The sequence below is a fragment of the Reyranella sp. genome (assembly GCF_965279465.1).
Classification (GTDB): domain Bacteria; phylum Pseudomonadota; class Alphaproteobacteria; order Reyranellales; family Reyranellaceae; genus Reyranella.
Genome location: NZ_OZ257242.1, coordinates 543683 through 564262, shown reverse-complemented (window position 1 = coordinate 564262; position 20580 = coordinate 543683). Strand labels below are relative to the sequence as shown.

Here is a 20580-nt window from a genome sequence, read left to right as displayed (position 1 = left end):
AGGTGGCGCGGTAATCCGCGACGGAGGGGGCGCGACGCGAGATTGTGCGTCACGCCCCCTCCGTCAGCGTAAGACGCTGACACCCCCCCCGAAGACGGGGGAGGAGATATGAAGCAGACGCTCCTCGGCGCGCTCGGCATCGCGCTGTTCCTCGCGGCTTGGGAGATCGTCGGCCGCACGCAGCTCCTCGGCATCTCCTGGCCGCCGCTCAGCGACGTGCTCGAGATGCTGGCCGATCCGGGCCGACGACCGCTGTTCCAACGCGCGATCGGCGCCACGCTCGACTCGACGGCGATGGGCTATCTCTGGGGGACCGGAGCGGGCCTCGCGCTGGCGGCCCTGGCGCATCTCGTGCCGCCGCTGCGCCGGGGCTCGGACCGGCTCGCCGCTGTGCTGAACTCGGTGCCGTCGATCGCCCTGGGACCGATCTTCCTCGTGCTGCTGACGCGCGAGAGCACGCCGGCCGCGGTCTCCTCGATCCACGTCTTCTTCATCGTCTTCGTCTCGGTGAGCTCGGGCCTGCAGCGCGCCACACCTGCCCATCGCGACCTGTTCGCGGTGCTGGGCGCCGACCGCGTGCGGCGCTTCGTCCGGCTCGAGCTTCCGGCCGCGCTGCCCTCGCTCGTCTCCGGGCTGCGGCTCGCCTGGCCGGCGGCGCTGATCGGCGCCATCATCGGCGAGTGGTTCGGTGCGCCGCGCGGCATCGGCATCCTGATCATCAACGCCATGCAAAACTTCCAGATCGTGCTGCTGTGGTGCGCGGTGCTGCTGGCGGTCGGCGCGTCGCTGTTCTTCTATGGCCTGCTGACCCTGCTCGAGCGGGCAGCCTATGCGAGGTTCGGCTGATGCGTCCGTTCCTGGTGCGGATCATCGAAGACTACTGGGGCATCCTGCTGTTGCTGGTCGCCTGGCAAGCCTGGGTGATCGCCAACAGCTTCAACCCGATCGTCATGCCGACGCCGACGGCCGTGCTGAACGATCTTGTCACCTATCCGATGGTCTATCTCGGCAATGTCGGCATCACGCTGGCGGTCGCGGTGTTCGGCCTGGTCGCCGGCATGGCGGTCGGCACCGGCCTTGCCGTCGCGGCCTGGTTCTCGCCGATCGCGTCGGGCCTGCTCAACCCGCTGACCGTGCTGTTCAGCTCGGTGCCGGTGGTCGCGCTGATCCCGGTGATCGCCCGCCTGCTGGGCTACGACACCTCGACCGTGCTGGCGATCGTGGTGATCATCACCTTCTTCCCGAGCTTCGTCTTCGCCTCGTCCGGCCTGCGCCAGCCGCCGCCCGGCTCGGAAGACCTGTTCCGCGTGCTCGGCGCGTCGCGCTTCGACCTGCTGCGCCGCCTCGCGCTGCCCGCCGCGATGCCCAACCTTGCCATAGCCTTCAAGCTCGCGGCGGCGCACGCCATCCTCGCCGCCATGGTGGCGGAGTTCCTGATGGGCACGACTGGGCTCGGCTATCTCTTCGCCAAGACCAAGTCGGATTTCCAGACCGAGCAGGCGTTCGGCGCGTCGCTGGTCGCAACGGTCATCTCGGCGACGGCGTTTCTCGCCGCCGGCTGGGTCGAGAAGAAGGTGCGCGACCGCTATTCCTGATCAGCCGCCGCCTTCGTACTTGAAGGACAGCTTCACCTTGGCGCGGTAGGCCGCAACCTGGCCCTTTTCGATGATCATGTCCTGCTCGACGACCTCGGCAACGCGCAGGTCGCGCAACGACTTGGCGGCGAGGTCGACCGCCGCCTTTGCGGCCTTCTCCCAGGACTCGGTGCTGGTGCCAACCAGTTCGACCACCTTGTAGACGCTCTCGGCCATGGTTTCCTCCCGGACACGGTTTCACTGTTTCCGTCCAGCGCCGGTTAGAGGGGAGGCTCGGCGTCGGCCTCCTGGAACTTTCCTTGTGTCGCGAAACCTACTCCGCTTCGCTGTCCGCGTCACTCCGTGGTTCACGCTTCCAGGCGCTCGCTGCACAAGTCACTCCACAGCGCCTCAGGGTTGATTTGGCGATGGCACGTTCAATCCGAGTTCCCGCGACGGCCGCGAAGCCTTTCGCCAGATCGGTTTTGCCAGCTGCAGAACGACTAGAATGGTCCCGCCGGCCAGCAGAGTGACCCCGAGATCGTCGAGGTGAAGCGGCCCGAACCGGAACAGATCCATCGCAGGCTGCCATGTAAGCGTCACGGCGAGCACCGCCACCACACCGGAAAGCAGAACCCACAGCGACAGGTTTGGGCGGACGATCGCTTGGATCAACGATCCGCTGGACGAGCGGTTCACCAGGATCAGGCTGCCGTTGATCAGCACCAACGAAACGAAGACCAGCGCCCTCAGTTCGTTCTCCGGCAGTTGCCGTAATAGGCCACCCGCAAAGATGGCTGCCACTGCGGCGAAAGCCAGTAGGCCCTGAAACAGGCTCCAGCCGGCCATCGCGCCGGACAATAACCGGCTTTCAGCACTCCGCGGCGGGCGGCGCATCAGGTCGTCCTCGTCAGGCTCGGCCTCAAAGACGATCGAGCAGGCCGGATCGATCACCATTTCGAGAAACGCAATGTGGATCGGCGTCAGAATGAGGGGAAAGCCGAAAAGCAGCGGGACGAGCGCGAGGCCTGCGATGGGAACGTGCACCGCCACGATGTAGGCGATCGCCTTGCGCAGATTGTCGTAGATGCGGCGACCAAGGCGGATCGTCCGGACGATCGATCCGAAATCGTCATCCAACAGGACGATCGACGATGCTTCGCGCGCGACGTCGGTGCCGCGGCCGCCCATGGCAATGCCGATATGGGCCGACTTGAGGGCCGGCGCATCGTTGACGCCATCCCCGGTCATAGCGACGATCTCGCCGTCGGCCTTGAGGGCGTCAACGATCCGCAGTTTCTGTTCAGGCAGGATTCGGGCAAACACGCTGATCGTGCGAAGGCGCGCCGTCACGGCAGCATCGTCGAGGCGCACCAGCTCCTCGCCGTCAATCACGCCACTTCCCGTCAGGCCGGCCTTGCGACCGATTGCCTCCGCCGTGGCCGGATAGTCGCCCGTAATCATGATGACCCGCACGCCGGCCGACTGGCATTCCCGTACGGCCTCCGGCACGTTCGTCCGCAAGGGGTCGGCGAAGCCGACAAGTCCCAGGAACTCGAAGGCAAATCCCTGTTGATCTTCGGGCAGTTCCAGATCCGCGTGGATCGTTCGAGCGACGCCCAGGACACGAACGCCTTCCCGCGCCATCTCGTCCAAGGCCGTGCGCACCCAAGCGAGTTGCTCCGCGTCGAGACGGCACAAGGAGCCGATCGCTTCTGGCGCGCCCTTGGTGAAGGCCAGACACTCGGCTCCCTCGCGTCGCCGCCAGACGTTGGTCATGGCGAGAAGCTCGGGGCGCAGCCCGTACTGCCGGATCAACTCCAGGCCGGCATACACGTCTTCCGAACCACCCGGATGCAGTGAAGCCTGCCCTGCAATCGCTCGTTCCATCGGATCGAAGGAGTCGCGTCCACTTGCCAGAAGTGCAGCTTCGATCAGCTCGATCAGGCCCCCGGGAGCCGACGCGCCCGCCACCGCTCGCCAAGTTTCGGCCGGGGTTCGCAACTCCGCAATCGTCATCCGGTTCTCGGTCAACGTGCCCGTCTTGTCCGTGCACAGGACTGTCGCCGATCCAAGCATCTCGATGGCGGCGGCACGGCGGGTAAGCACACGCGCCTGCGACAGCCGCCACGCACCCATCACCATGAAGGCACTCAGAACGAGAGGGAATTCCTGGGGCAGCATCGACATGTCGAGCGCAATGCCGCCCAGCACCGCCTGCAGCCAATCGCCACGCAGGAAACCATAGAGCAGGACGGCGAGGAGACTGGCTGCCATACCTGCAGCGGCAAAGTTGCGGACCAGGGACCTGGTCTGCTGCCGAAGCCGAGGCGGCTCGGCGACAATCTTCCCCAGCGTCTGGCCGATCTTGCCGATCTCGCTCCGCTGACCGGTCGAACGCACAATTGCCAGTCCATCGCCGCGCACGATGAGTGTGCCGGAGAACAGGAAAGGCTGGTCCTCGCCGCCAGGGCGGGCCATCCCGGCGTCCTTGCTACCGCCGGTCGCCAGCTTTCTCACAGGAGCGGATTCGCCAGTCAGCAACGACTCGTCGATCAGCAAGTTGTTGGCGGCAACGAGAAGGGAATCGGCGGGAACACGATCGCCTTCGAGGAGGACAATGGCGTCGCCACGGACGACTTCGCGGCCGGGGATGCGCTTCCGACTCCCGTCACGGATGACGAGCGCCCGTGGACTGGTCATATCCCGCAGCGCTTCGAGCACGCGCTCGCTGCGAAGCTCCTGAATGACGCTGATCGAGATCGAGAGACAAGCGAAGACCAGCAGCATCAATGCGTCGGTCAAGTCGCCCAGGAAGAGGTAGATCGCACCTGCGCCGAGCAAAAGCGCGAACATCGGTTCGCGGAGCACGTCCCCTAGGATTCGTACAAACGACCGGCTGTCCGTGCCCGGAAGGTCATTGAAGCCTTCGGCATCCAGTCGCTGCCGGGCTTCTTGTTCAGTCAGGCCCGGCGCTGAAGCCGCAGTCGCACATTGGTGGTCCAGCTCTCACCTCCCAACGCTACGGCGCGTCATTAAACCAATAGCACGCCGGCTTCCGTGCGCTCTTGATGCAAATCAACCCGTCCCGTGGCGAAGCACTTTAAGTATGGCGCGGCGGGTCGTTCGCTTCAGCCGCAAGCAAGCCGAGACACCGACGGACTTCAGGAATTGCCGATTCGCGATGGGCCAGGTGAAACCTCGCCTGTCCCCCAACACCATGGAGTGCATCCCTTGGCGACTATGCATCGCATTCGTGCCTACCACGCAGTTCTGGTTGTGCTGGCTGTTGCCGCCTACACGACCGGTGAAATGGGCCTTGTTCACGCGTGGCTTGGCTATGCCGTGTCGGTAGTTCTGGTTGGACGGGTGCTGTGGGCCGTTACGGGCGTTCCTCAGTTGGGCTTGATGAGGTTCTACCCGCATTTCGCCGGTTTGAAGCTTGGCAATGCCATGACCCACCCAGCCATAAGTCGGACGCTGCTTCTCGGCATTGCCATTTGCCTAATCGGCGTGTCCGGGACGGGCATCGCCATGGATCGTGGCCGGGCCGTCGGCCTCGCCGCCGGGGCCGCCGTCGCATTGGCGGTTGCCAAGGACTCGACGGACAAGCGGGGCGGTTCCGCTCAGGCGAAAGGTCACGGCGAACGCGACGCGGAGGAGGGTCCATTGTCCGAAATTCACGAGTTGCTCGCAAACCTCCTGGTCGGCCTCGTCGTCCTGCACGTCGTCTATCTGCTCCTGTTCAAGTGGCCTCTCGCGCGCTTCATGCTTTTCGTCGATGGATCAAAGCGATAGTTGGTAGGGGAGTGACATGGCCGCTGGACCGGGAGGCCAACTCATTTCGTACCAAAGGTCTTTTCTTGGGAGCCGATCTTCGCGCGTACCGACCTGCGATCGACTGCCGAGTTCGGTCAGGTCCGCTTTGGGTCGCTCGCGGACCGGTCGAATCAGCAACAAGTCCGGCAAATTCTGTTATGCCGCCAAAGGCGGAAGCGAATTCAGATGATCAGCGGCAACTGAGGTTGATGTTGCAATCGTGGAAATGATTCGTCCTGTGGATACGGGCTCACGGCACAGACGCTTTCCGGGCAGTGGACTGGCCGTCGTCCCTCGATGCTCGCCTCGCCGTCAAAAGGTATGTTGCCGAAAACCCGCCATGGTGACCCGAGTCCGTAGAGCCTGTCGTGGATCCTCCTCGCAGACCTGCCATCGGCATCGAAGCTGATCCACGTCTTTGCGAGGTTTGAAACAGGTTTAGGCCGTGGCGAACTTGCCGAATTCCCAGTTGCGGCCGGGCGCGGCGGCGAAGAGTGCCTTGGTGTATTCGTCCTTCGGTGAGCCGAAGACCTGCTCGGCCGAGCCGTATTCGACGACCCGGCCCTTGCTCATCACCGCGACGTAGTCGCAGATCTGCGCGGCGACCCGGAGGTCGTGGGTGATGAATAGCACGGCGAGGTTCAGCCGCTGGCGGATTTCGTCGAGCAACTCGAGCACCTGCTTCTGGACCGACACGTCGAGCGCGGAGACCGCCTCGTCGGCGATCAGCAGCTCGGGCTCCATGGCGAGCGCGCGGGCGATGCAGATGCGCTGGCGCTGGCCGCCCGAGAACTGGTGCGGATAGCGGTCGAGCGCATTGGGATCGAGCCGCACCGTCTCCATCAGCTTGCGCGCGCGGGCGAGTGCCTCGTCGCGCGGCAGGCCGAAGTTCATCGGTCCCTCGATGATCGATTCGCCAATGGTGATGCGTGGGTTCATCGAGCGGTAGGGATCCTGGAAGACGATCTGCACCTTGCGGCGGTACGGCCGCAGCCGGCTCGCCGACATGGTGGCGATCTCGGTGTCGCCCAGGAACACCTTGCCCTCGCTTGGATCGATCAGGCGGGCGATGCAGCGCGCCACCGTCGACTTGCCCGAGCCGGACTCACCCACGATGCCCAGCGTTTCGCCGCGGCGAATGTCGAGATCGACGTCGACCGCGGCCTTCACGACGCGCGCCTTCTGGAAGAACGACTTGCCGCTGTATGTCTTGCCGAGCTTCTCGGTGCGCAGCACCGTCACGCCCTCGAGCCGCACGCCGCGATGCACCGGATGGATCGACGGCACCGAGGAGATCAGCATCCTGGTGTAGCCGGCGCCAGGCCGCGACAGGATCTGCTCGGTCGGGCCCATCTCCACCAATTCGCCCCAGCGCAGCACGGCGACCTTGTGCGCGATCTCGGCGACCACGCCGAAATCGTGGGTGATGAACAGCACGCCGGTGCCCTCGGTCTCCTGCAACTCGGCGATCAGCTTCAGAATCTCGGCCTGGGTGGTGACGTCGAGCGCGGTGGTCGGCTCGTCGGCGATCAGCAGCACGGGATCGAGCACCAGCGCCATGGCGATCATGATGCGCTGGCGCTGGCCGCCCGAGAGCTGGTGCGGATAGGAGGCGTAGATGCGCTCCGGCTCGGGCAGCTTCACCCGGCTCAGGATCTTGATGATCTTGGCCTTGCGCGTCGCATTGTCGAGCTTGGTGTGGGTGCGCAGCACCTCGTCGATCTGCTCGCCGCAGGTCATCACCGGATTGAGCGCCGTCATCGGCTCCTGGAAGATCATCGACATGCGCGTGCAGCGCAGCTCGCGCAGCCGCTCCTCGGTCGCGGCGAGCACGTTCTCGCCTTCGAGCAGGATCTCGCCGCCCGTGGGCTTCAGCGCCTTGGCCAGCAGGCCCATCACCGTGAAGGCGATCACCGACTTGCCCGAGCCGGATTCGCCCACCAGGCAGACGATCTCGCCGGGGTTTACGGTGAAGCTCACCTTCTCGACGGCATTGGCGCGGTCGGCGCCGCCCGGCAGCGCCACGGTGAGGTTGCGGACTTCGAGGACGGGCTTCTTGTCGGCCATTTGAACGCTAAACCTTCTTGCTCATCTTCGGGTCGAGCGTGTCGCGCAGGCCGTCGCCCATGATGTTGATCGCCAGCACGGTCAAGGCGAGGAAGATGCCGGGGTAGAGAATGTTGTGCGGGAAGACGCGGAACAGGGTGCGGCCCTCGGCCATGATGTTGCCCCAGCTCGGGATCTCCGGCGGGATGCCGATGCCCAGGAACGACAGCGCGGCTTCCGCGAGGATCGCGGCGGCGGCGAGGAAGGTGCCCTGCACGATCAGCGGGGCGATCGTGTTCGGCAGGATATGGCGGAACAGCAGGACCCACGTCGGTGTGCCGACCGAGATGGCGCCCTCGACATAGGGCTCCTCGCGCACCGTGAGCACGATCGAGCGCACCAGGCGGACGACGCGCGGGACATCGGGCACAACGATGGCGAAAATCACGGTGATCAGGCCGGCGCGCCAGATCGAGACCAGCGCGATGGCGAGCAATATGCCCGGAATGGCCATCAGCCCGTCCATGATCCGCATGATGATGCCGTCGGCCCAGCGCACGTAGCCCGAGACGAGGCCGATCACCATGCCGGCCAGGATGGCGCAGATCGAGACGCTGATGCCGACCGCGAGCGACACGCGCGTGCCGTACAGCACGCGGCTGTAGACGTCGCGGCCCAGGCTGTCCGTGCCCATCAGCACGGTGCGCTTGGCCGTCTTGCCGTCCTCGAGCCGGAAGGTGATCTCGGTGCCGGGCTTCTTGTTGCGCGCCGCGGGATCGATGCGCGTCGGATCGACGGTGCCGAGGAACGGCGCGAAGATCGCGATCGCCACCATGACCAGCAGGATCACCCCGCCGAAGATGACGCTGGGATTGCGAAGAGCAACCTGCCACAGAGGCTTGCGCTTGGTCGAGGCCGCTGCAATCGAGGCGGAGTCGACGATGTCTTCTGGGGTTATCGCGCTCAATAGCGGATCCTCGGGTCGAAGATGGTGTAGCTGATGTCGATCAGGAGGTTGATGACGACATAGACCACCGAGAACAGCAGGATGACCGTCTGGATGGTCGGGAAATCGCGGCTCAGCACCGCCTCGACGGTGAGGCGGCCGAGTCCCGGCAGGCCGAACACGCTCTCGGTCACGACCGCGCCCCCCATCAGGATGGCGATGCCGAGGCCGATCACGGTCAGGATCGGCACCGCCGCGTTGCGCAGCGCATGGCGCATCAGCACGACGCGGTTGCTGAGGCCCTTGGCGCGGGCGGTGCGGATGTAATCCTCGTTCAGCACCTCGAGCACCGAGGCGCGGGTGATGCGCGCAATCAGGGCGATGAAGCCGACCGACAGGGTGAGCGAGGGCAGCACCATGCGCTCGGCGAACCGGCCGAGATCGACGCCGATGCGGACATAGCCCTGGACCGGCAGCCAGCCGAGCTCGATGGCGAAGACGTAGATCAGGCAGTAGCCGATCACGAAGCCCGGCACCGAGAAGCCGAGCACCGAGAAGGCCATCACCGACTTGTCGAAGACCGAGCCCTGGCGATAGGCCGCCATCACGCCGATCGGCACCGCGACGCAGACCGCGAAGACCAGCGTGCAGAGCGCCAGCGCCAGCGTCGGCTCGACCCGCTGGGCGATCAGCTCGGCGACCGTCTTCTTGAAGAAGAAGCTCTCGCCGAAATTGCCCTGGAGGATATTGCCGATCCAGATGCCGAACTGCTGCCAGATCGGCTGGTTGAGGCCGAGCTTCTCGCGGATGTCGGCGATCTGGTCCGAGGTGGCGTTGTCGCCGGCGATCACCGCGGCGGGGTCGCCCGGCGTCAGCCGCAACATGAGGAAGACGAAGACCGCCACCACCGCAAGAACGGGGATGATGGCGACGAGACGACGGGCGATGAAATCGAGCATTGGGCTCTCAGGTTGCAGTGCCGAGGCTTCCCCCTCCCGGCCTCCCCCGTCTGACGGGGGAGGTAGCCGAAGGCCGGAGGGGGCAAGCCCCAACGACGTTGCTACTTCTTCTCCACGTTCCACATCACCGGCACCGGTGCCTTCAGCCAACCACTGACGTTGGCGCGCATCGCGCCCGGCCCGTACCACTGGCCGATCCAGCCATATTGCGCGGTCTCGAGCGCGCGGGCCTGCACGGCGGCGGCGAGGGCCTTGCCTTTCACGGGATCGGTTTCCTTGGCATAGGCGTCGCGGATCTTTTCCATCTCAGGATCGGTCGGCCAGCCGAACCAGGCCTTGTCGCCGTTGGCCACCATATAGGAATCCGAGATCGGATTGAGGATGTCGGCGGCGACCGAGAAGGTGTGGAACACGTTCCAGCCACCCTTGTCCGGGGCGTCCTTCTTGGTGCGGCGGGTGACCAGCGTCTGCCAGTCCATCGACTGCATGTCGACCTTGAAGCCGCCCTGCTCGAGCAGCTGCTTGGTGACCGGCGCGACGTTGGTCAGCACCGGCAGCGTGGTCGACTGCATCAGCACGATCGGTGTGCCGTCGTAGCCGGCCTCCTTGAGCAACGCCTTGGATTTCTCGAAGTCCGGCTTGACCAGCAGGCCGTTGGGCGCGTCGACGGCGTTGGGCGTGCCGCAGACGAAGGCGGCGGAGCAGACCTTGTAGTATTCGGGTTCACCCACCGTCGCCTTGAGGTAATCCTCCTGGCGCATCGAATAGAGCGCGGCCAGCCGGATTTTCGGATTGTTGAACGGCGGTTGGAGGTGGTTGAAGCGGATGATGAACTGGTGGCCGAGCGGGTTCCAGTCGAACAGCTTGACGCTCTTTTCCTTCTTCAGGATCGGGATCAGATCATGCGGCGGCTGCTCGATCAGGTCGATCTCGCCGGCGATGAGGGCGTTCACCTGCTGCTGCGGGTCGGGCATCTCGACGATCTCGACCTTGTCGACCTTGACCACCTTGCCGCCGGCCAGGCCCGAGGCCGGCTCGGAGCGCGGCTTGTATTTCGGGTTCTTGATATAGACGTGCTTCTCGCCGGGCTTGGACTCGGCGTTGACGTAGATGAACGGGCCCGAGCCGATCTGGCTGTCGATCTGCTTGAACGGATCGGTGTCGGCCACCTTCTTCGGCATCATGAAGGGCACTTGCGAGCTCGGCTTGCCGAGCGAATCGAGCACCAGGCCGTAGGGCTCCTTCAGCACCATCTGGAAGGTCTTGGCGTCGACTTCCTTGAATTCCTTGACGAAGTCCATGAGCTTGAGGCCCATCGCGTCGCGTGCGCCCCAGCGCTTGATCGAGGCGATGCAGTCGGCGGAGGTGACGGGCGTGCCGTCGTGCCACTCCAGCCCGTCCCGCAGCGTGAAGGTCCACACCGTCTTGTCGGCCGAGACGTCGTACTTGTCGACCATCTGCGGCTTTACTTCGTTTTTCTCGTCCGAAGCGAACAGCGTGTCGTAAATGAAGTAGCCGTGATTGCGCGTGACGTAGGCCGTCGTCCAGATCGGATCGAGGATCGTCAGGTTGCCGTTCTGCACGAACCTCAGGACCTTGCCCTGAGCCAGCGCCGGTCCGGCGCCTGCCAGGGCAGCACCTGCCGCCAGCGCGGCCAAGGTGCGTCGCGTGATGCTCATCAAATTCCCCTCCACTGATTTCATGTCGTGAAGGAGGACGGCCCCCCGGCCGTCCTCCTCGCGTCGCTCTCTACTTCTTGGTGATGTTCCAGAACACCGGCGCCGGCGCCACCATCATGCCGTCCACCGTCGTGCGCATTGCTGCCGGCGCATACCACTGGCCGACGTTGATGTGTGTCGGGGCCTCGACCCAGCGCTTCTGGAGCGCCATGGCGATGTCCTTCTGCTTGGCCGGATCCGTTTCCTTCGAAAAGGCGTCGCGCAGCTTCTCGATCTGCTCGTCGCACGGCCAACCGAACATCGCCTTGTCGCACGACGCGTTGAAGAAGCCGGCCATCACCGGATTGAGGATGTCGGCGGCCACCCAGGAGGTCAGGAAGGCGTTCCAGCCGCCCTTGTCCGGCGGATCCTTCTTGGCGCGGCGGCCGACCAACGTCTGCCAGTCCATCGACTGCATGTCGACCTTCAGGCCGGCGGCCTCCATCTGCGCCTTGGCCACCGGCGCGAGGTTGGTCAGCACCTGCAGGTCGGTCGACTGCATCAGCACGACAGGCGTGCCGTCATAGCCCGCTTCCTTGAGAAGCTCCTTCGCCTTGGCGGCGTTCTGGTTCAGGACGTCCGCCATACCCTCGTCCGAGCCGAGCGGCGTGCCGCACACGAACGGCGCCTTGCAGACCTTGTACCACTTCGGGTCGCCGATCGTGGCTTTGAGGAATTCCTCCTGGCCGAAGGCGACCATCACGGCGTGGCGGATCTTCGGGTTGTCGAACGGCTTGAACAAGGTATTGAAGCGGAAGGCATACTGGTTACCCAGCGGATTTCCGCTGAACAGCTTGATGTCCTTGTTCTTGGCGAGCAGCGGCAGCAGATCGTGGCCTGGCGCTTCGATCATGTCGATCTCGCCGTTCTCGAGGGCGGCGACCTGGGTCTGCACGTCCGGCATGGCAATCCACTCGACACGGTCGAGCTTGACCACCTTGCCGCCGGCGAGGCCCGAAGGCGGCTCGCTGCGTGGCTTGTACTTGGTGTTCTTCAGGAAGACGATCTTCTCGCCCGGCTTCCATTCGTCGGCCTTGAAGGTGAACGGGCCGGAGCCGATCACGTCCTCGACCTTGATCTGCTGCATCGGATCGGTTTCGGCCGTCTTCTTCGGCATCATGAAGGGCACGTTCGACGACGGCTTGCCGAGCGACTGCAGAACCAGGCCGTACGGCTCCTTCATTTTCATCTTGAAGGTCTTGGCGTCGACCGCCTCGAAGCCCGCGACCGAGGCCATCATCTTCTGGCCCATCGAGTCACGTGCGGCCCAGCGCTTGATCGAGGCGATGCAATCTTCACCCGTCACCGGCGTGCCGTTGCTCCAGACCAGCCCGTCGCGCAGCGTGAAGGTCCAGGTGAGCTTGTCGGCCGATACGTCGTACTTCTCGACCATCTGCGGCTTCGACTCGAACTTCTCGTCGTAAGCGAACAGGGTGTCCCACACCATGTACCCGAAGTTTCGCTGGATGTAGGCAGTGGTCCAGATCGGATCGAGAATCTTCACATCCGAATGCATGACGACCTTGAGGGTCTGAGCGTGCACCGCGGCAGGCATCGCACCCAGCAGGCCCCCGACGCTCGCGGCCGCCACCAGCGCCACGACCGATTTCCTGAAATCGAACATCAATCACCCCTCCCTCAACTGCCGCCCTCGCTGCAAGAATCGAGCCGCTTGCCCAACAGTAGCAGCCTGAGGCCCCTTTGTGACAAGACGATTCAGGATTTGCGGCTTTGCTGACATTACTTGCCGAGCGCCTTCTCCAGCAGGTCGAGAACGCCCTCGACCGCCGCCTGCGCGACGATGTCGCCGAAGCCTGCCCAGGAGCCGCGCGCCGCGGCCAGCGGCACGGAGTTGGACTGATCGACCTTTCCCACTTCCTTGCCGGCGGGATCCTTCAGGACCCAGCTTATATCGAGCTGGCCCCGGCTGTCGTCGATCGGTGTCAGTTTCACCCGGCCGGTCACTGTGAAGATGTCGCTTCCGCCGGCGTCCATCACAACGATCTTGCTGGAGCCGAGGGCGCGGCGCATGCCGGAGAACAGCTGGCGGTTGCCGTCGGACGGCGCGCCTTCGATCGGTGCCACCATCACCTTGACGTGGCGCTGGTTGGCCGGTGGCGTCTGCGTTGCAGCGGACGGCGCAGGCGGCTCCGATCCCGTCGTTCCCGGCGCGGTGGCGGCGGCGGTCGCCGGCTGCACGGGCCCTTCGACCTCGGCTTGGGGCGCATTGGCGCCGGCGGCGATCTGGCCGGGCGAGCGCGCCTCGAAGATCGGCGGCTTGCCCATCAGGGTAGCGATGCGCGGCGCGGCCTGCTGGGCGATGCGCGAGACCAGCCGGTCGCTCGCCTCGGCGAAATCCTGCGATTGCGTCACCGTCCGGCTGATCGTCGAGCCTTCAGGACTGCTGCCGTCGCCGACCACGCGCCATTCGACCTCGATCTCGATGCCGGTGCCCATGGGGGCATCGCGCGTCCTCATGGCGCTGATGATCCTGAGCGGCGCCGGGCTGGGCTGGACCGCGGCGACGATGTTGTAGGATTGCAGCTCGATGGCGAGCGCCGCGGCCACGCGCTCGGCCATCTTGGCCGGCATGTTGGCCGGTCCGGCGACCGACACTTCTGCCTTGTCCCGCCGGGGACTGAAGGCGTCGTCGTCTCCTGAATTGTGCTCGAAGGGCTTTGGCGTGCTGAAGCAGCCTGCCAGCAGCAGGCAGCAGGCCAGCGCAATCACAACATGACGCATGTCGCGATCATCCCGAGCAGGCAGCAGATCATCAGGAGCATCAGGTACGGCACGTCAGTTCCCGAGCGCGATTGCCGACAGGCCCCGTCCGTAATCGCGCACGCCCTGCAGGGTGTTGCGGCGATAGCTGAAGAAATCCTCCGGCGCGGCCAGCGTGTCGTGGCCGGTCGCCTCGACCGCGACGCCGACCTTGCCGATGCGGTGCGTCAGGTAGCCCGCGAGATCGAACAGGAAATGGCCGGCACGCGGAGCGGTGTGGAAGAAAGCGTCGTTGGCATCGTCCTGAGCGAGGAACGGTGCGGGGAACTCCGGACCGACCTCGTAGGAGTCGCGGCCGATGCAGGGACCGACGGCCGCGCGGATTCGCTCTCGCCTCGCGCCGAGCTTTTCCATCGCCACGATCGTGGCCTCGGAAACACCGTTCAGTGCTCCCTTCCAGCCGGCGTGCGCGGCACCGATCACGCCGGCGGCGGGATCGGCGAGGAGCACCGGCGCGCAGTCGGCCGCCATCGCGCCCAGCACGACGTCGGGCCGGTCGGTGACCAGGCCATCGGCCTTGGGCGCGCCGGGCGAGGTCCAGCGCTCAGCGCCGACGGTGATGACTTCGGTCGAATGGATTTGGTGCAGGGTCAGGAGCTCGGGCTCGCCGTGGCCGAAGATCTCCGCCACGCGGCGGCGGTTTTCGCGCACGTTGTCGGGACTGTCGCCCGAGCCGTAGCCGCAATTCAGCGACGAATAGAGGCCGGCACTGACTCCGCCGCGCCGGGTGAAGAAGCGGTGCGAGATGCCGTCGAGACCGGCAAGCGAGGGGGCTTCGATCATTCTGCTTCCGAAAAACCGGCCGGTAAGGAGCTTCTGCCGTCACCCACGGCCAGGACACGGAACAAGGTGCCCATTTGGTCGGGATCGATCAAGCGCGCCAACGCCGCGTCGATCGCCGCGCGCTGGGACTCGTTGGCGCGCGCCTTCAGGCTTTCAGCACGCTGCAGGATTCCGAGCCGGCGCAGGAAGTCGCCCTGCGCGATCGGCCCGAAGGTCGGTGCCTTTGCCGATGCCGCCAGCGCCGCGAAGTCGACATGGGCGCTGAGGTCGGTCTCGCCGGGACGGTCGAGGATGCTGGCGCCTCGATGGCCGCGCACCGCCTGCAGCGACGCGCCCGCGCCGCTGTCGTAGCCGTAGTCGACGATCAGCGCCCAGCCGCCGTCGCGCAGGAGACGTGCGCCGATAGCCGCGGCGAGGGCGCGGCCGGCCTCGCCGATCTCGGCCTGTGCGCCCTCGGGAGCGTCGGGCAGGTAGCGGGCGAAGGGCGTCGCGCCCGGCGCCAGCGCGAAGACGAGACTGCCGCCGTCGGGCGCCACACCGACCATGCGTTCGCGCCAGCCCTGCGCCGTCTTCTGGAACTGCCGCACCGGCAGCGCGTCGAAGAACTCGTTGGCGACGATCAGGGCGGGACCAGGCGGCACCTCGCCGAAGCGCTCGTGCCAGGCCGGCGCGGAGGCGCCGAGCGTGCGGTGCTGCTCGGCGCGCAGAGGGACATTGGTTTCGACGAGGTGAAGCCGGAGCGCCGCATGGAAGCCCGGAACGCCGCGCGTGGCGCGCAGGGCATCGGCCATCAGGGTGCCTCGGCCGGGACCGAGCTCGATGAGCCGGACCGGGGAGGGCGCGCCAATCGAGAGCCAGCGCTCGGCCAACCAGGCACCGATCAACTCGCCGAACATCTGCGAGATCTCGGGCGCGGTCGTGAAATCGCCGGCGGCGCCGACCGGCAATGCGCGGCGGTAATAGCCCAGGCGGGGATGGCCGAGTGCCTCGGCCATGAAGTCGGCGGTCGAGATCGGGCCGGTGAGCGCGATGCGCCGCGCGATCAGCCGGCCGAGCTCGGTGATCACGTTCCGATCGTCACGCCGGCTGCGGCTGGTTGCGATAGGCGCGGGCGACCAGCCAGGCGCCGAACGCCAGCACCGGCAACGACAGCACCATGCCCATGGTGAACCAGTTCGTGCCGAGCAGGAATCCCATGAAGGAGTCGGGCTCGCGGAAGATTTCGCCGACGATGCGCGCGACCGCATAACCCATGCAGAACACGCCTGTCAGCAGGCCCGGACGGCGGCGGCCGTCGGTCCACTTCCAGACTGCGAGAAGGAGGGCAAACAGCAGGATGCCTTCGAACGTGGCCTGGTAGAGCTGGCTCGGATGGCGTGGAAACGGGCCACCGCGCGGGAAGATCATTGCCCACGGCACGTCGGTCGGCCGGCCCCACAGCTCGCCGTTGATGAAGTTGGCGAGGCGGCCGAAGAAAAGGCCGATCGGCGTGACGATCGACACCAGGTCCGACAGGAGGAAGGGCGAAATGTTGTTCCTGAACGAGAAGGCGAGGATCGCCGTGATCACCCCCAGCAGCCCGCCGTGGAAAGACATGCCGCCCTCCCAAAGGGTCAGGATTTGCAGCGGGTTCTGCAGGAAGAAGGCCGGCTTGTAGAACAGCACATAGCCCAGCCGGCCGCCCAGGATCACGCCCAGCGCCGCCCACAGCAGGAAGTCGTCGATCTTCTCGGGCGACAGCACCTTGGGCGGCTGAGTGCAGACACGGCGCATGATCTGCCAGCCGATCACCAGGCCGGCAATGTAGGCCAGCGCATACCAGCGCACGGCGAACGGGCCGATGGAAAAGATCTCGGGCTTGATGTCTGGGTAGGGCAGCAGGAGCTCGATCATGCGGCGCCCTTATAGCCGTCCGGAGGGTGTCGCCAAAATGATCGCGGCGCCGGCCTGAGGGGACCGGCGCCGCTGGGGACTTCCAACTGTGATGTTCTTGTTCTTGAGGAGAGGGGGCGTCGGAGGTCCTTTTCGTTCAGGCTTCGCCGACTGTCTCGAGGATCGAGGCGGTCAACGCGTCGGCGGGCGTCTTGCCGGCCCACACGACGTACTGAAAGGCGGGGTAGAAACGCTCGCTCTCGCTGATCGCCACTTCGACCAGGTCGTTGAGCTGCTCGGCCTTGAGGCCTTCGGTGCCGCGCAGGGGGATGGCGTGACGGAACATTGGCAGCCCTTCCTCCGACCATAGATCGAAGTGGCCGAGCCACATCTTCTCGTTGATCAGGGCGAGTAGGCCGTGAATGTCGCTATGGCGTTCGGACGGGATGCGAACGTCGTAGGCGCAGGTGAAATGCAGCGCTTCCACGTCGTCGCGCCAGGAGAAGAACATGCGGTAGTCGCACCAGCGGCCAGCGACCTCGACGGCGATTTCCCGGTCGGAGGTCCGGTCGAACGGCCAGTCGTTGTCCGCAACGACCCGCTCGATCATTTCGAGCGGGTTGAGGTCGGCTTTGTGCTTGGTCCGCTCGTGTCGCGATAACGCCATCGACCACTCCCCAACCATTCCGCCATGCGGCTCGTTCGGAGCCAATCCTTAAGCGGGTGGTCGACATATCGTGTTGGGCACCCAACAACCCACGAACGAGATCGTAACACGGTCGGATGCGCTGGCAATCTGAAAAGAGTGAGCGATTCCAGAAATTTAATCCCCAGTCCTCAGGTGATTTTCCGCAAATGTTCTCTTTGCCGATTAGACATGCAGCCCGCCTGCAATAGGCTGCAGGTTCGTAAAATGTCGAAATTCAAAGGACCGATTCGGTCCAATGCCTCATCCGGCGTGTCCGTGCGTGCGCACGTCGTCGACGAGGCAATCCCGCACGCCCACAGGACCGCGCTGATGCCCGACGTGCCGGGCACGAAGATTGCGGAGGACGAATCGCCCGCATGGCCATGGCCTGCGGCGGCTGAAACCGGCCCCGAGCCGAACTGTGCCTCTATCACCGGGGAGAAGACAATGAAGCGGGCCGAACTCACCGAGAAGATCCTGAGCGTCAAGAGGATGAAGGAGCTCACCTGGGAGGAGATCGCCAACAAGATCGGCGGCGCGTCCAAGATCCTCATCACCGCCGCCTGCATGGGCCAGATGAAGATGACCAGGGAGCAGGCGACCAAGGCCGGCAAACTGTTCGGGCTCGGCAAGGAAGAGGTGCTGCTGCTGCAGGAAGTGCCCTATCGCGGCTCGCTGCCGCAGGTGCCGCCGACCGATCCGCTGATCTATCGCTTCTACGAGCTGGTGCAGGTCTACGGGACGACCTGGAAGGAGCTGATCCAGGAGGAATTCGGCGACGGCATCATGTCCGCCATCGACTTCGACATGACGATCGAGCGCCAGCCCGACCAGAAGGGCGACCGGGTGAAGATCGGCATGTCGGGCAAGTTCCTGGGCTACAAGACGTACTGATCCGGACGGCTGGCTGCGAGCCATTTCCCGTAAACAGCTTCGAAGCCCGTCGGCGCCGCTCGCGCGCCGTTGAATTGATATAGCTTATTGGCTATACTGAATCATGGCTTGGGCGGTGGAATTCCACGACGCGTTCGCCGAGGAATTCGAAGGATGGCGGCACGATGTCCAAAGGGCGGCGACCACTCAGCTCGTGATCTTGGGGTCGCTGGGGCCGACGCTCGGACGCCCTCATGCCGATACCTTGAAGGCGTCACGACATGGCAACATGAAGGAGCTGCGTTTCAGTGTCGGTGACGGAGAATGGCGTATTGCTTATGCTTTCGATCCACGCCGACAGGCCATATTGCTGGTCGGCGCAAGCAAATCCGGTGTTGCTGCGGATCGCTTCTATCGCCGCCTGATAGGAACTGCGGATCGTCGATTCGATGACCACCTCGCCGATCTGCGCGGCCGCAAGAGGAGATAGTCATGACCGTGAAGCTGGAAGACATGATGAAGAAGCTCTTCACATCGAAGGAACGCGCCACTATCCGGCGCGATGCTGCCGCCATTGCCAAGCGCTACATGGCGTTGCGCGAGCTGCGTGAGGCGCGTAATCGTACTCAGGTCGCCATGGCCCGGAAACTTGGCGTCAAACAGGTCAATATTTCCCGGTTGGAAAGCCGCGAGGATCCACGTCTGTCCACGCTCACGAAATACATAGATGCGATGGGCGGACGGCTTCACCTGATTGTTGAATTCCCTGAGCAGGAACCGGTCTTGTTGCGAGCTGGCGGCCCTCGCCCATCCAAGCCAAAGAAGAAGGCAGCTTAGCCTCTTAACTTATTCCGCCGCCAGCTTCCGCGCCGCCCTCGGATCGCGGGTGAGGAGGCCGTCAGCGAGGTCGCGATCGATCATCGAATCGGGCCGCTCCGAGACGCGGCCGAAGCCCGCGCCGCCACCGACGAACATCTCGACGATGTCACCCTTGCCGAGGTCGACGGCCGCCTTGCTGCGCAGGTCCTCGACCGTGCCGTCGGCGCGGATGATGCGGCAGTAGCCGCGCTGGCCGGGCTCGCCCCCGAGCAGGCCCTCGGGTGCGAGGCGGAACCGGTCAGAGTAGATCGCGAGCTGCACGTCGTCGCGCAGGATCTCGCAGCGGCGCGTGAAGCCCGCACCGCCGCGGCGGGCGCCCAGGCCGAAGGAGTCGGGCGCCAGTTCGTAGCCGACGATGCGGAAGAAATTGTAGTCGATGTCGAGCGATTCGACCGGCGCATTGGAGCAGTTGCTGAGCGGCGAGTCGACGGCGTCGCAGCCGTCGGCGCCCCTGGAGGCGCCATAGCCGCCGCCGAAGATCTCGAGATAGACGCTGTAGCCCTTCTCGCCGAGGGTGGAGAGGCAGAACGCCGTCGTGCAATCGAAGCCGGTGGCGATCGCCTTGTCGGGCAGCGCCTGGGCCATTGCCTTCATCACGGCATTGAACACGCGGTAGGCGGGAATCATGCGCGCGCGCACCGGCGCCGGCGGCCGCGGGTTGAGCAGCGAGCCGTAAGGCACCTTGATGCGGATCGGCCGCGCCATGCCCTCGTTGTAGGGGATGTCGGGCGACGTGAGCACGGACTTCACGCAGGACAGCGCGGCCGACAGCGTGCTCGAGTAGGGGCAGTTGAGGTTGCGCTTAACCTGCGGGCAGGTGCCCTCGAAGTCGATCTCGACCGAATCGTCGGCGATCGTCACCTTGGCCTTGATTACCAGTGGATCGTCGGAGAGGCCGTCGTCGTCGATCGCATCCTCGCCGTAGAACGTGCCCTTCGGCGCCTGCGCGATGGCAGCGCGCACGCGGCGCTCGGAGTAATCCTGCATCTCCTTCATCGCGGCCTCGACCTTGTCGACGCCGTAGCGCTCGCAGAGCTGCTTCACTCGCAGGACGCCGATGGAATTGGCGGCGAACTGCGCGTTGAAATCGCCGATCGTGAGGTCGGGCACACGCACGTTGGCCGTCACCAGCCGCTCGAAGCTGCCGCCGTTCCAGTCCTTCTGGAAGCTGTAGCGGCTGGGGGGGAAGCGGATGCCCTCCTGGTAGACGTCGCTCGCATGGATGTTGAGGCCGGGCGCGCCGCCGCCGAGATCGAGGTGGTGTGCGACCGACGCGCCGAAGCCCACGACGCGCCCGCCCACGAAGATCGGCGTGAAGATGAAGACATCGGGGATGTGCTGGCCGCCCTCGAACGGGTCGTTGTTGATGAGGAAGTCGCCTTCCTCGAGGGTATCGACCGGATGGCGCCTGAGGCAGGCGCGCAGCGTCTCGCCGATCGGGCCGAGCTGCATGGGGATCAGCTCGGCCTGCGCCACGGTGTTGCCGTCGCGGTCCATCAATCCGGCCGAGCCGTCGCGCGCCTCGCGCAGGATGGTCGAGTAGGCCGAGCGGATCAGCTTCACGCCCATCTCGCGGGCGCCGGCGATGAGCGCCTGGCTGATCACGGCATAGTCGAGAGGGCTCAGCTTGGTCATGCCGTAC

19 protein-coding genes are annotated in these 20580 nt (G+C 65.1%); 6 read left to right on the top strand and 13 right to left on the bottom strand.

Annotated elements, in window-relative coordinates; genetic code table 11:
- Positions 1–108: 108 nt before the first annotated feature.
- A complete protein-coding gene (locus ACQY8M_RS02780) occupies positions 109–846 on the top strand; it encodes an ABC transporter permease (protein ID WP_428668959.1) in 738 nt (245 codons plus the stop codon).
- Entirely contained in the window at positions 846–1595 is a 750-nt protein-coding gene (locus tag ACQY8M_RS02775) for an ABC transporter permease (RefSeq protein ID WP_428668958.1), read from the top strand. The genes ACQY8M_RS02780 and ACQY8M_RS02775 overlap by 1 nt, the downstream gene beginning before the upstream one ends.
- On the opposite strand, the gene ACQY8M_RS02770 is transcribed toward ACQY8M_RS02775, so the two are convergent.
- Together ACQY8M_RS02770 and ACQY8M_RS02765 are read right to left on the bottom strand one after the other, a co-directional pair.
- Positions 1596–1811, bottom strand: a complete 216-nt coding sequence (locus tag ACQY8M_RS02770) for a dodecin family protein (protein WP_428668957.1) — start codon at positions 1809–1811, stop codon at positions 1596–1598.
- Positions 1812–1985: 174 nt separating this feature from the next.
- Complete coding sequence (locus ACQY8M_RS02765) at positions 1986–4580, bottom strand: cation-translocating P-type ATPase (protein ID WP_428675298.1); 2595 nt, start codon at positions 4578–4580, stop codon at positions 1986–1988.
- Between the two features lie 237 nt (positions 4581–4817).
- Here ACQY8M_RS02765 and ACQY8M_RS02760 point away from each other — a divergent pair, with 237 nt between their 5' ends.
- A complete protein-coding gene (locus tag ACQY8M_RS02760) occupies positions 4818–5372 on the top strand; it encodes a cytochrome b/b6 domain-containing protein (RefSeq protein ID WP_428675297.1) in 555 nt (184 codons plus the stop codon).
- A gap of 459 nt (positions 5373–5831) precedes the next feature.
- On the opposite strand, the gene ACQY8M_RS02755 is transcribed toward ACQY8M_RS02760, so the two are convergent.
- The 10 genes from ACQY8M_RS02755 to ACQY8M_RS02710 form a co-directional block, all read right to left on the bottom strand.
- Positions 5832–7460, bottom strand: a complete 1629-nt coding sequence (locus ACQY8M_RS02755) for an ABC transporter ATP-binding protein (protein ID WP_428668956.1) — start codon at positions 7458–7460, stop codon at positions 5832–5834.
- A gap of 7 nt (positions 7461–7467) precedes the next feature.
- Positions 7468–8382 carry an ABC transporter permease gene (locus ACQY8M_RS02750; RefSeq protein ID WP_428675296.1) on the bottom strand — a complete coding sequence of 305 codons (915 nt, stop codon included), beginning with the start codon at positions 8380–8382 and terminating at the stop codon, positions 7468–7470.
- Positions 8383–8402: 20 nt separating this feature from the next.
- Positions 8403–9344 (bottom strand): ABC transporter permease, encoded by a 942-nt coding sequence (locus ACQY8M_RS02745; RefSeq protein WP_428668955.1) that lies wholly within the window; start codon positions 9342–9344, stop codon positions 8403–8405.
- Between the two features lie 101 nt (positions 9345–9445).
- Positions 9446–11023: an ABC transporter substrate-binding protein gene (locus ACQY8M_RS02740; protein WP_428668954.1), complete on the bottom strand. Its 1578-nt coding sequence runs from the start codon at positions 11021–11023 to the stop codon at positions 9446–9448.
- A 70-nt stretch (positions 11024–11093) separates the two neighbouring features.
- Positions 11094–12686, bottom strand: a complete 1593-nt coding sequence (locus ACQY8M_RS02735; RefSeq protein WP_428668953.1) for an ABC transporter substrate-binding protein — start codon at positions 12684–12686, stop codon at positions 11094–11096.
- Positions 12687–12802: 116 nt separating this feature from the next.
- Complete coding sequence (locus ACQY8M_RS02730) at positions 12803–13804, bottom strand: hypothetical protein (RefSeq protein ID WP_428668952.1); 1002 nt, start codon at positions 13802–13804, stop codon at positions 12803–12805.
- Between the two features lie 54 nt (positions 13805–13858).
- On the bottom strand, positions 13859–14626 hold the full coding sequence (gene pgeF, locus ACQY8M_RS02725) for a peptidoglycan editing factor PgeF (RefSeq protein ID WP_428668951.1): 768 nt from the start codon (positions 14624–14626) through the stop codon (positions 13859–13861).
- Positions 14623–15693, bottom strand: coding sequence for a class I SAM-dependent methyltransferase (locus ACQY8M_RS02720; RefSeq protein WP_428668950.1), 1071 nt, complete (start codon positions 15691–15693; stop codon positions 14623–14625). Before ACQY8M_RS02720 ends, pgeF begins: the two co-directional genes overlap by 4 nt.
- Before the next feature lie 10 nt (positions 15694–15703).
- Positions 15704–16519, bottom strand: a complete 816-nt coding sequence (gene lgt / locus ACQY8M_RS02715) for a prolipoprotein diacylglyceryl transferase (RefSeq protein ID WP_428668949.1) — start codon at positions 16517–16519, stop codon at positions 15704–15706.
- A gap of 136 nt (positions 16520–16655) precedes the next feature.
- The gene (locus ACQY8M_RS02710) at positions 16656–17165 is read right to left on the bottom strand and encodes a YbjN domain-containing protein (protein ID WP_428668948.1); all 510 of its coding nucleotides are present in this window, start codon (positions 17163–17165) and stop codon (positions 16656–16658) included.
- A 468-nt stretch (positions 17166–17633) separates the two neighbouring features.
- Here ACQY8M_RS02710 and cynS point away from each other — a divergent pair, with 468 nt between their 5' ends.
- From cynS to ACQY8M_RS02695, 3 genes are all read left to right on the top strand, one after another.
- Positions 17634–18080 (top strand): cyanase, encoded by a 447-nt coding sequence (cynS, locus tag ACQY8M_RS02705; RefSeq protein WP_428668947.1) that lies wholly within the window; start codon positions 17634–17636, stop codon positions 18078–18080.
- Positions 18081–18183: 103 nt separating this feature from the next.
- Positions 18184–18549 carry a type II toxin-antitoxin system RelE/ParE family toxin gene (locus ACQY8M_RS02700; protein ID WP_428668946.1) on the top strand — a complete coding sequence of 122 codons (366 nt, stop codon included), beginning with the start codon at positions 18184–18186 and terminating at the stop codon, positions 18547–18549.
- A 2-nt stretch (positions 18550–18551) separates the two neighbouring features.
- On the top strand, positions 18552–18896 hold the full coding sequence (locus ACQY8M_RS02695; protein WP_428668945.1) for a helix-turn-helix domain-containing protein: 345 nt from the start codon (positions 18552–18554) through the stop codon (positions 18894–18896).
- Positions 18897–18905: 9 nt separating this feature from the next.
- Here ACQY8M_RS02695 and ACQY8M_RS02690 read toward each other — a convergent pair whose 3' ends face one another.
- Positions 18906–20573: a hydantoinase B/oxoprolinase family protein gene (locus ACQY8M_RS02690; RefSeq protein WP_428668944.1), complete on the bottom strand. Its 1668-nt coding sequence runs from the start codon at positions 20571–20573 to the stop codon at positions 18906–18908.
- Positions 20574–20580 lie beyond the last annotated feature (7 nt).

Excerpts from the sequence above, each read along its gene's own strand:
- ACQY8M_RS02780 (WP_428668959.1), top strand. The coding sequence starts at position 109 with ATGAAGCAGACGCTCCTCGGCGCGCTCGGCATCGCGCTGTTCCTCGCG.
- ACQY8M_RS02775 (WP_428668958.1), top strand. The coding sequence starts at position 846 with ATGCGTCCGTTCCTGGTGCGGATCATCGAAGACTACTGGGGCATCCTG.
- ACQY8M_RS02770 (WP_428668957.1), bottom strand. The coding sequence starts at position 1,811 with ATGGCCGAGAGCGTCTACAAGGTGGTCGAACTGGTTGGCACCAGCACC.
- ACQY8M_RS02760 (WP_428675297.1), top strand. The coding sequence starts at position 4,818 with ATGCATCGCATTCGTGCCTACCACGCAGTTCTGGTTGTGCTGGCTGTT.
- ACQY8M_RS02755 (WP_428668956.1), bottom strand. The coding sequence starts at position 7,460 with ATGGCCGACAAGAAGCCCGTCCTCGAAGTCCGCAACCTCACCGTGGCG.
- ACQY8M_RS02745 (WP_428668955.1), bottom strand. The coding sequence starts at position 9,344 with ATGCTCGATTTCATCGCCCGTCGTCTCGTCGCCATCATCCCCGTTCTT.
- ACQY8M_RS02740 (WP_428668954.1), bottom strand. The coding sequence starts at position 11,023 with ATGAGCATCACGCGACGCACCTTGGCCGCGCTGGCGGCAGGTGCTGCC.
- ACQY8M_RS02735 (WP_428668953.1), bottom strand. The coding sequence starts at position 12,686 with ATGTTCGATTTCAGGAAATCGGTCGTGGCGCTGGTGGCGGCCGCGAGC.
- ACQY8M_RS02730 (WP_428668952.1), bottom strand. The coding sequence starts at position 13,804 with ATGCGTCATGTTGTGATTGCGCTGGCCTGCTGCCTGCTGCTGGCAGGC.
- pgeF (WP_428668951.1), bottom strand. The coding sequence starts at position 14,626 with ATGATCGAAGCCCCCTCGCTTGCCGGTCTCGACGGCATCTCGCACCGC.
- lgt (WP_428668949.1), bottom strand. The coding sequence starts at position 16,519 with ATGATCGAGCTCCTGCTGCCCTACCCAGACATCAAGCCCGAGATCTTT.
- ACQY8M_RS02710 (WP_428668948.1), bottom strand. The coding sequence starts at position 17,165 with ATGGCGTTATCGCGACACGAGCGGACCAAGCACAAAGCCGACCTCAAC.
- cynS (WP_428668947.1), top strand. The coding sequence starts at position 17,634 with ATGAAGCGGGCCGAACTCACCGAGAAGATCCTGAGCGTCAAGAGGATG.
- ACQY8M_RS02700 (WP_428668946.1), top strand. The coding sequence starts at position 18,184 with ATGGCTTGGGCGGTGGAATTCCACGACGCGTTCGCCGAGGAATTCGAA.
- ACQY8M_RS02695 (WP_428668945.1), top strand. The coding sequence starts at position 18,552 with ATGACCGTGAAGCTGGAAGACATGATGAAGAAGCTCTTCACATCGAAG.
- ACQY8M_RS02690 (WP_428668944.1), bottom strand. The coding sequence starts at position 20,573 with ATGACCAAGCTGAGCCCTCTCGACTATGCCGTGATCAGCCAGGCGCTC.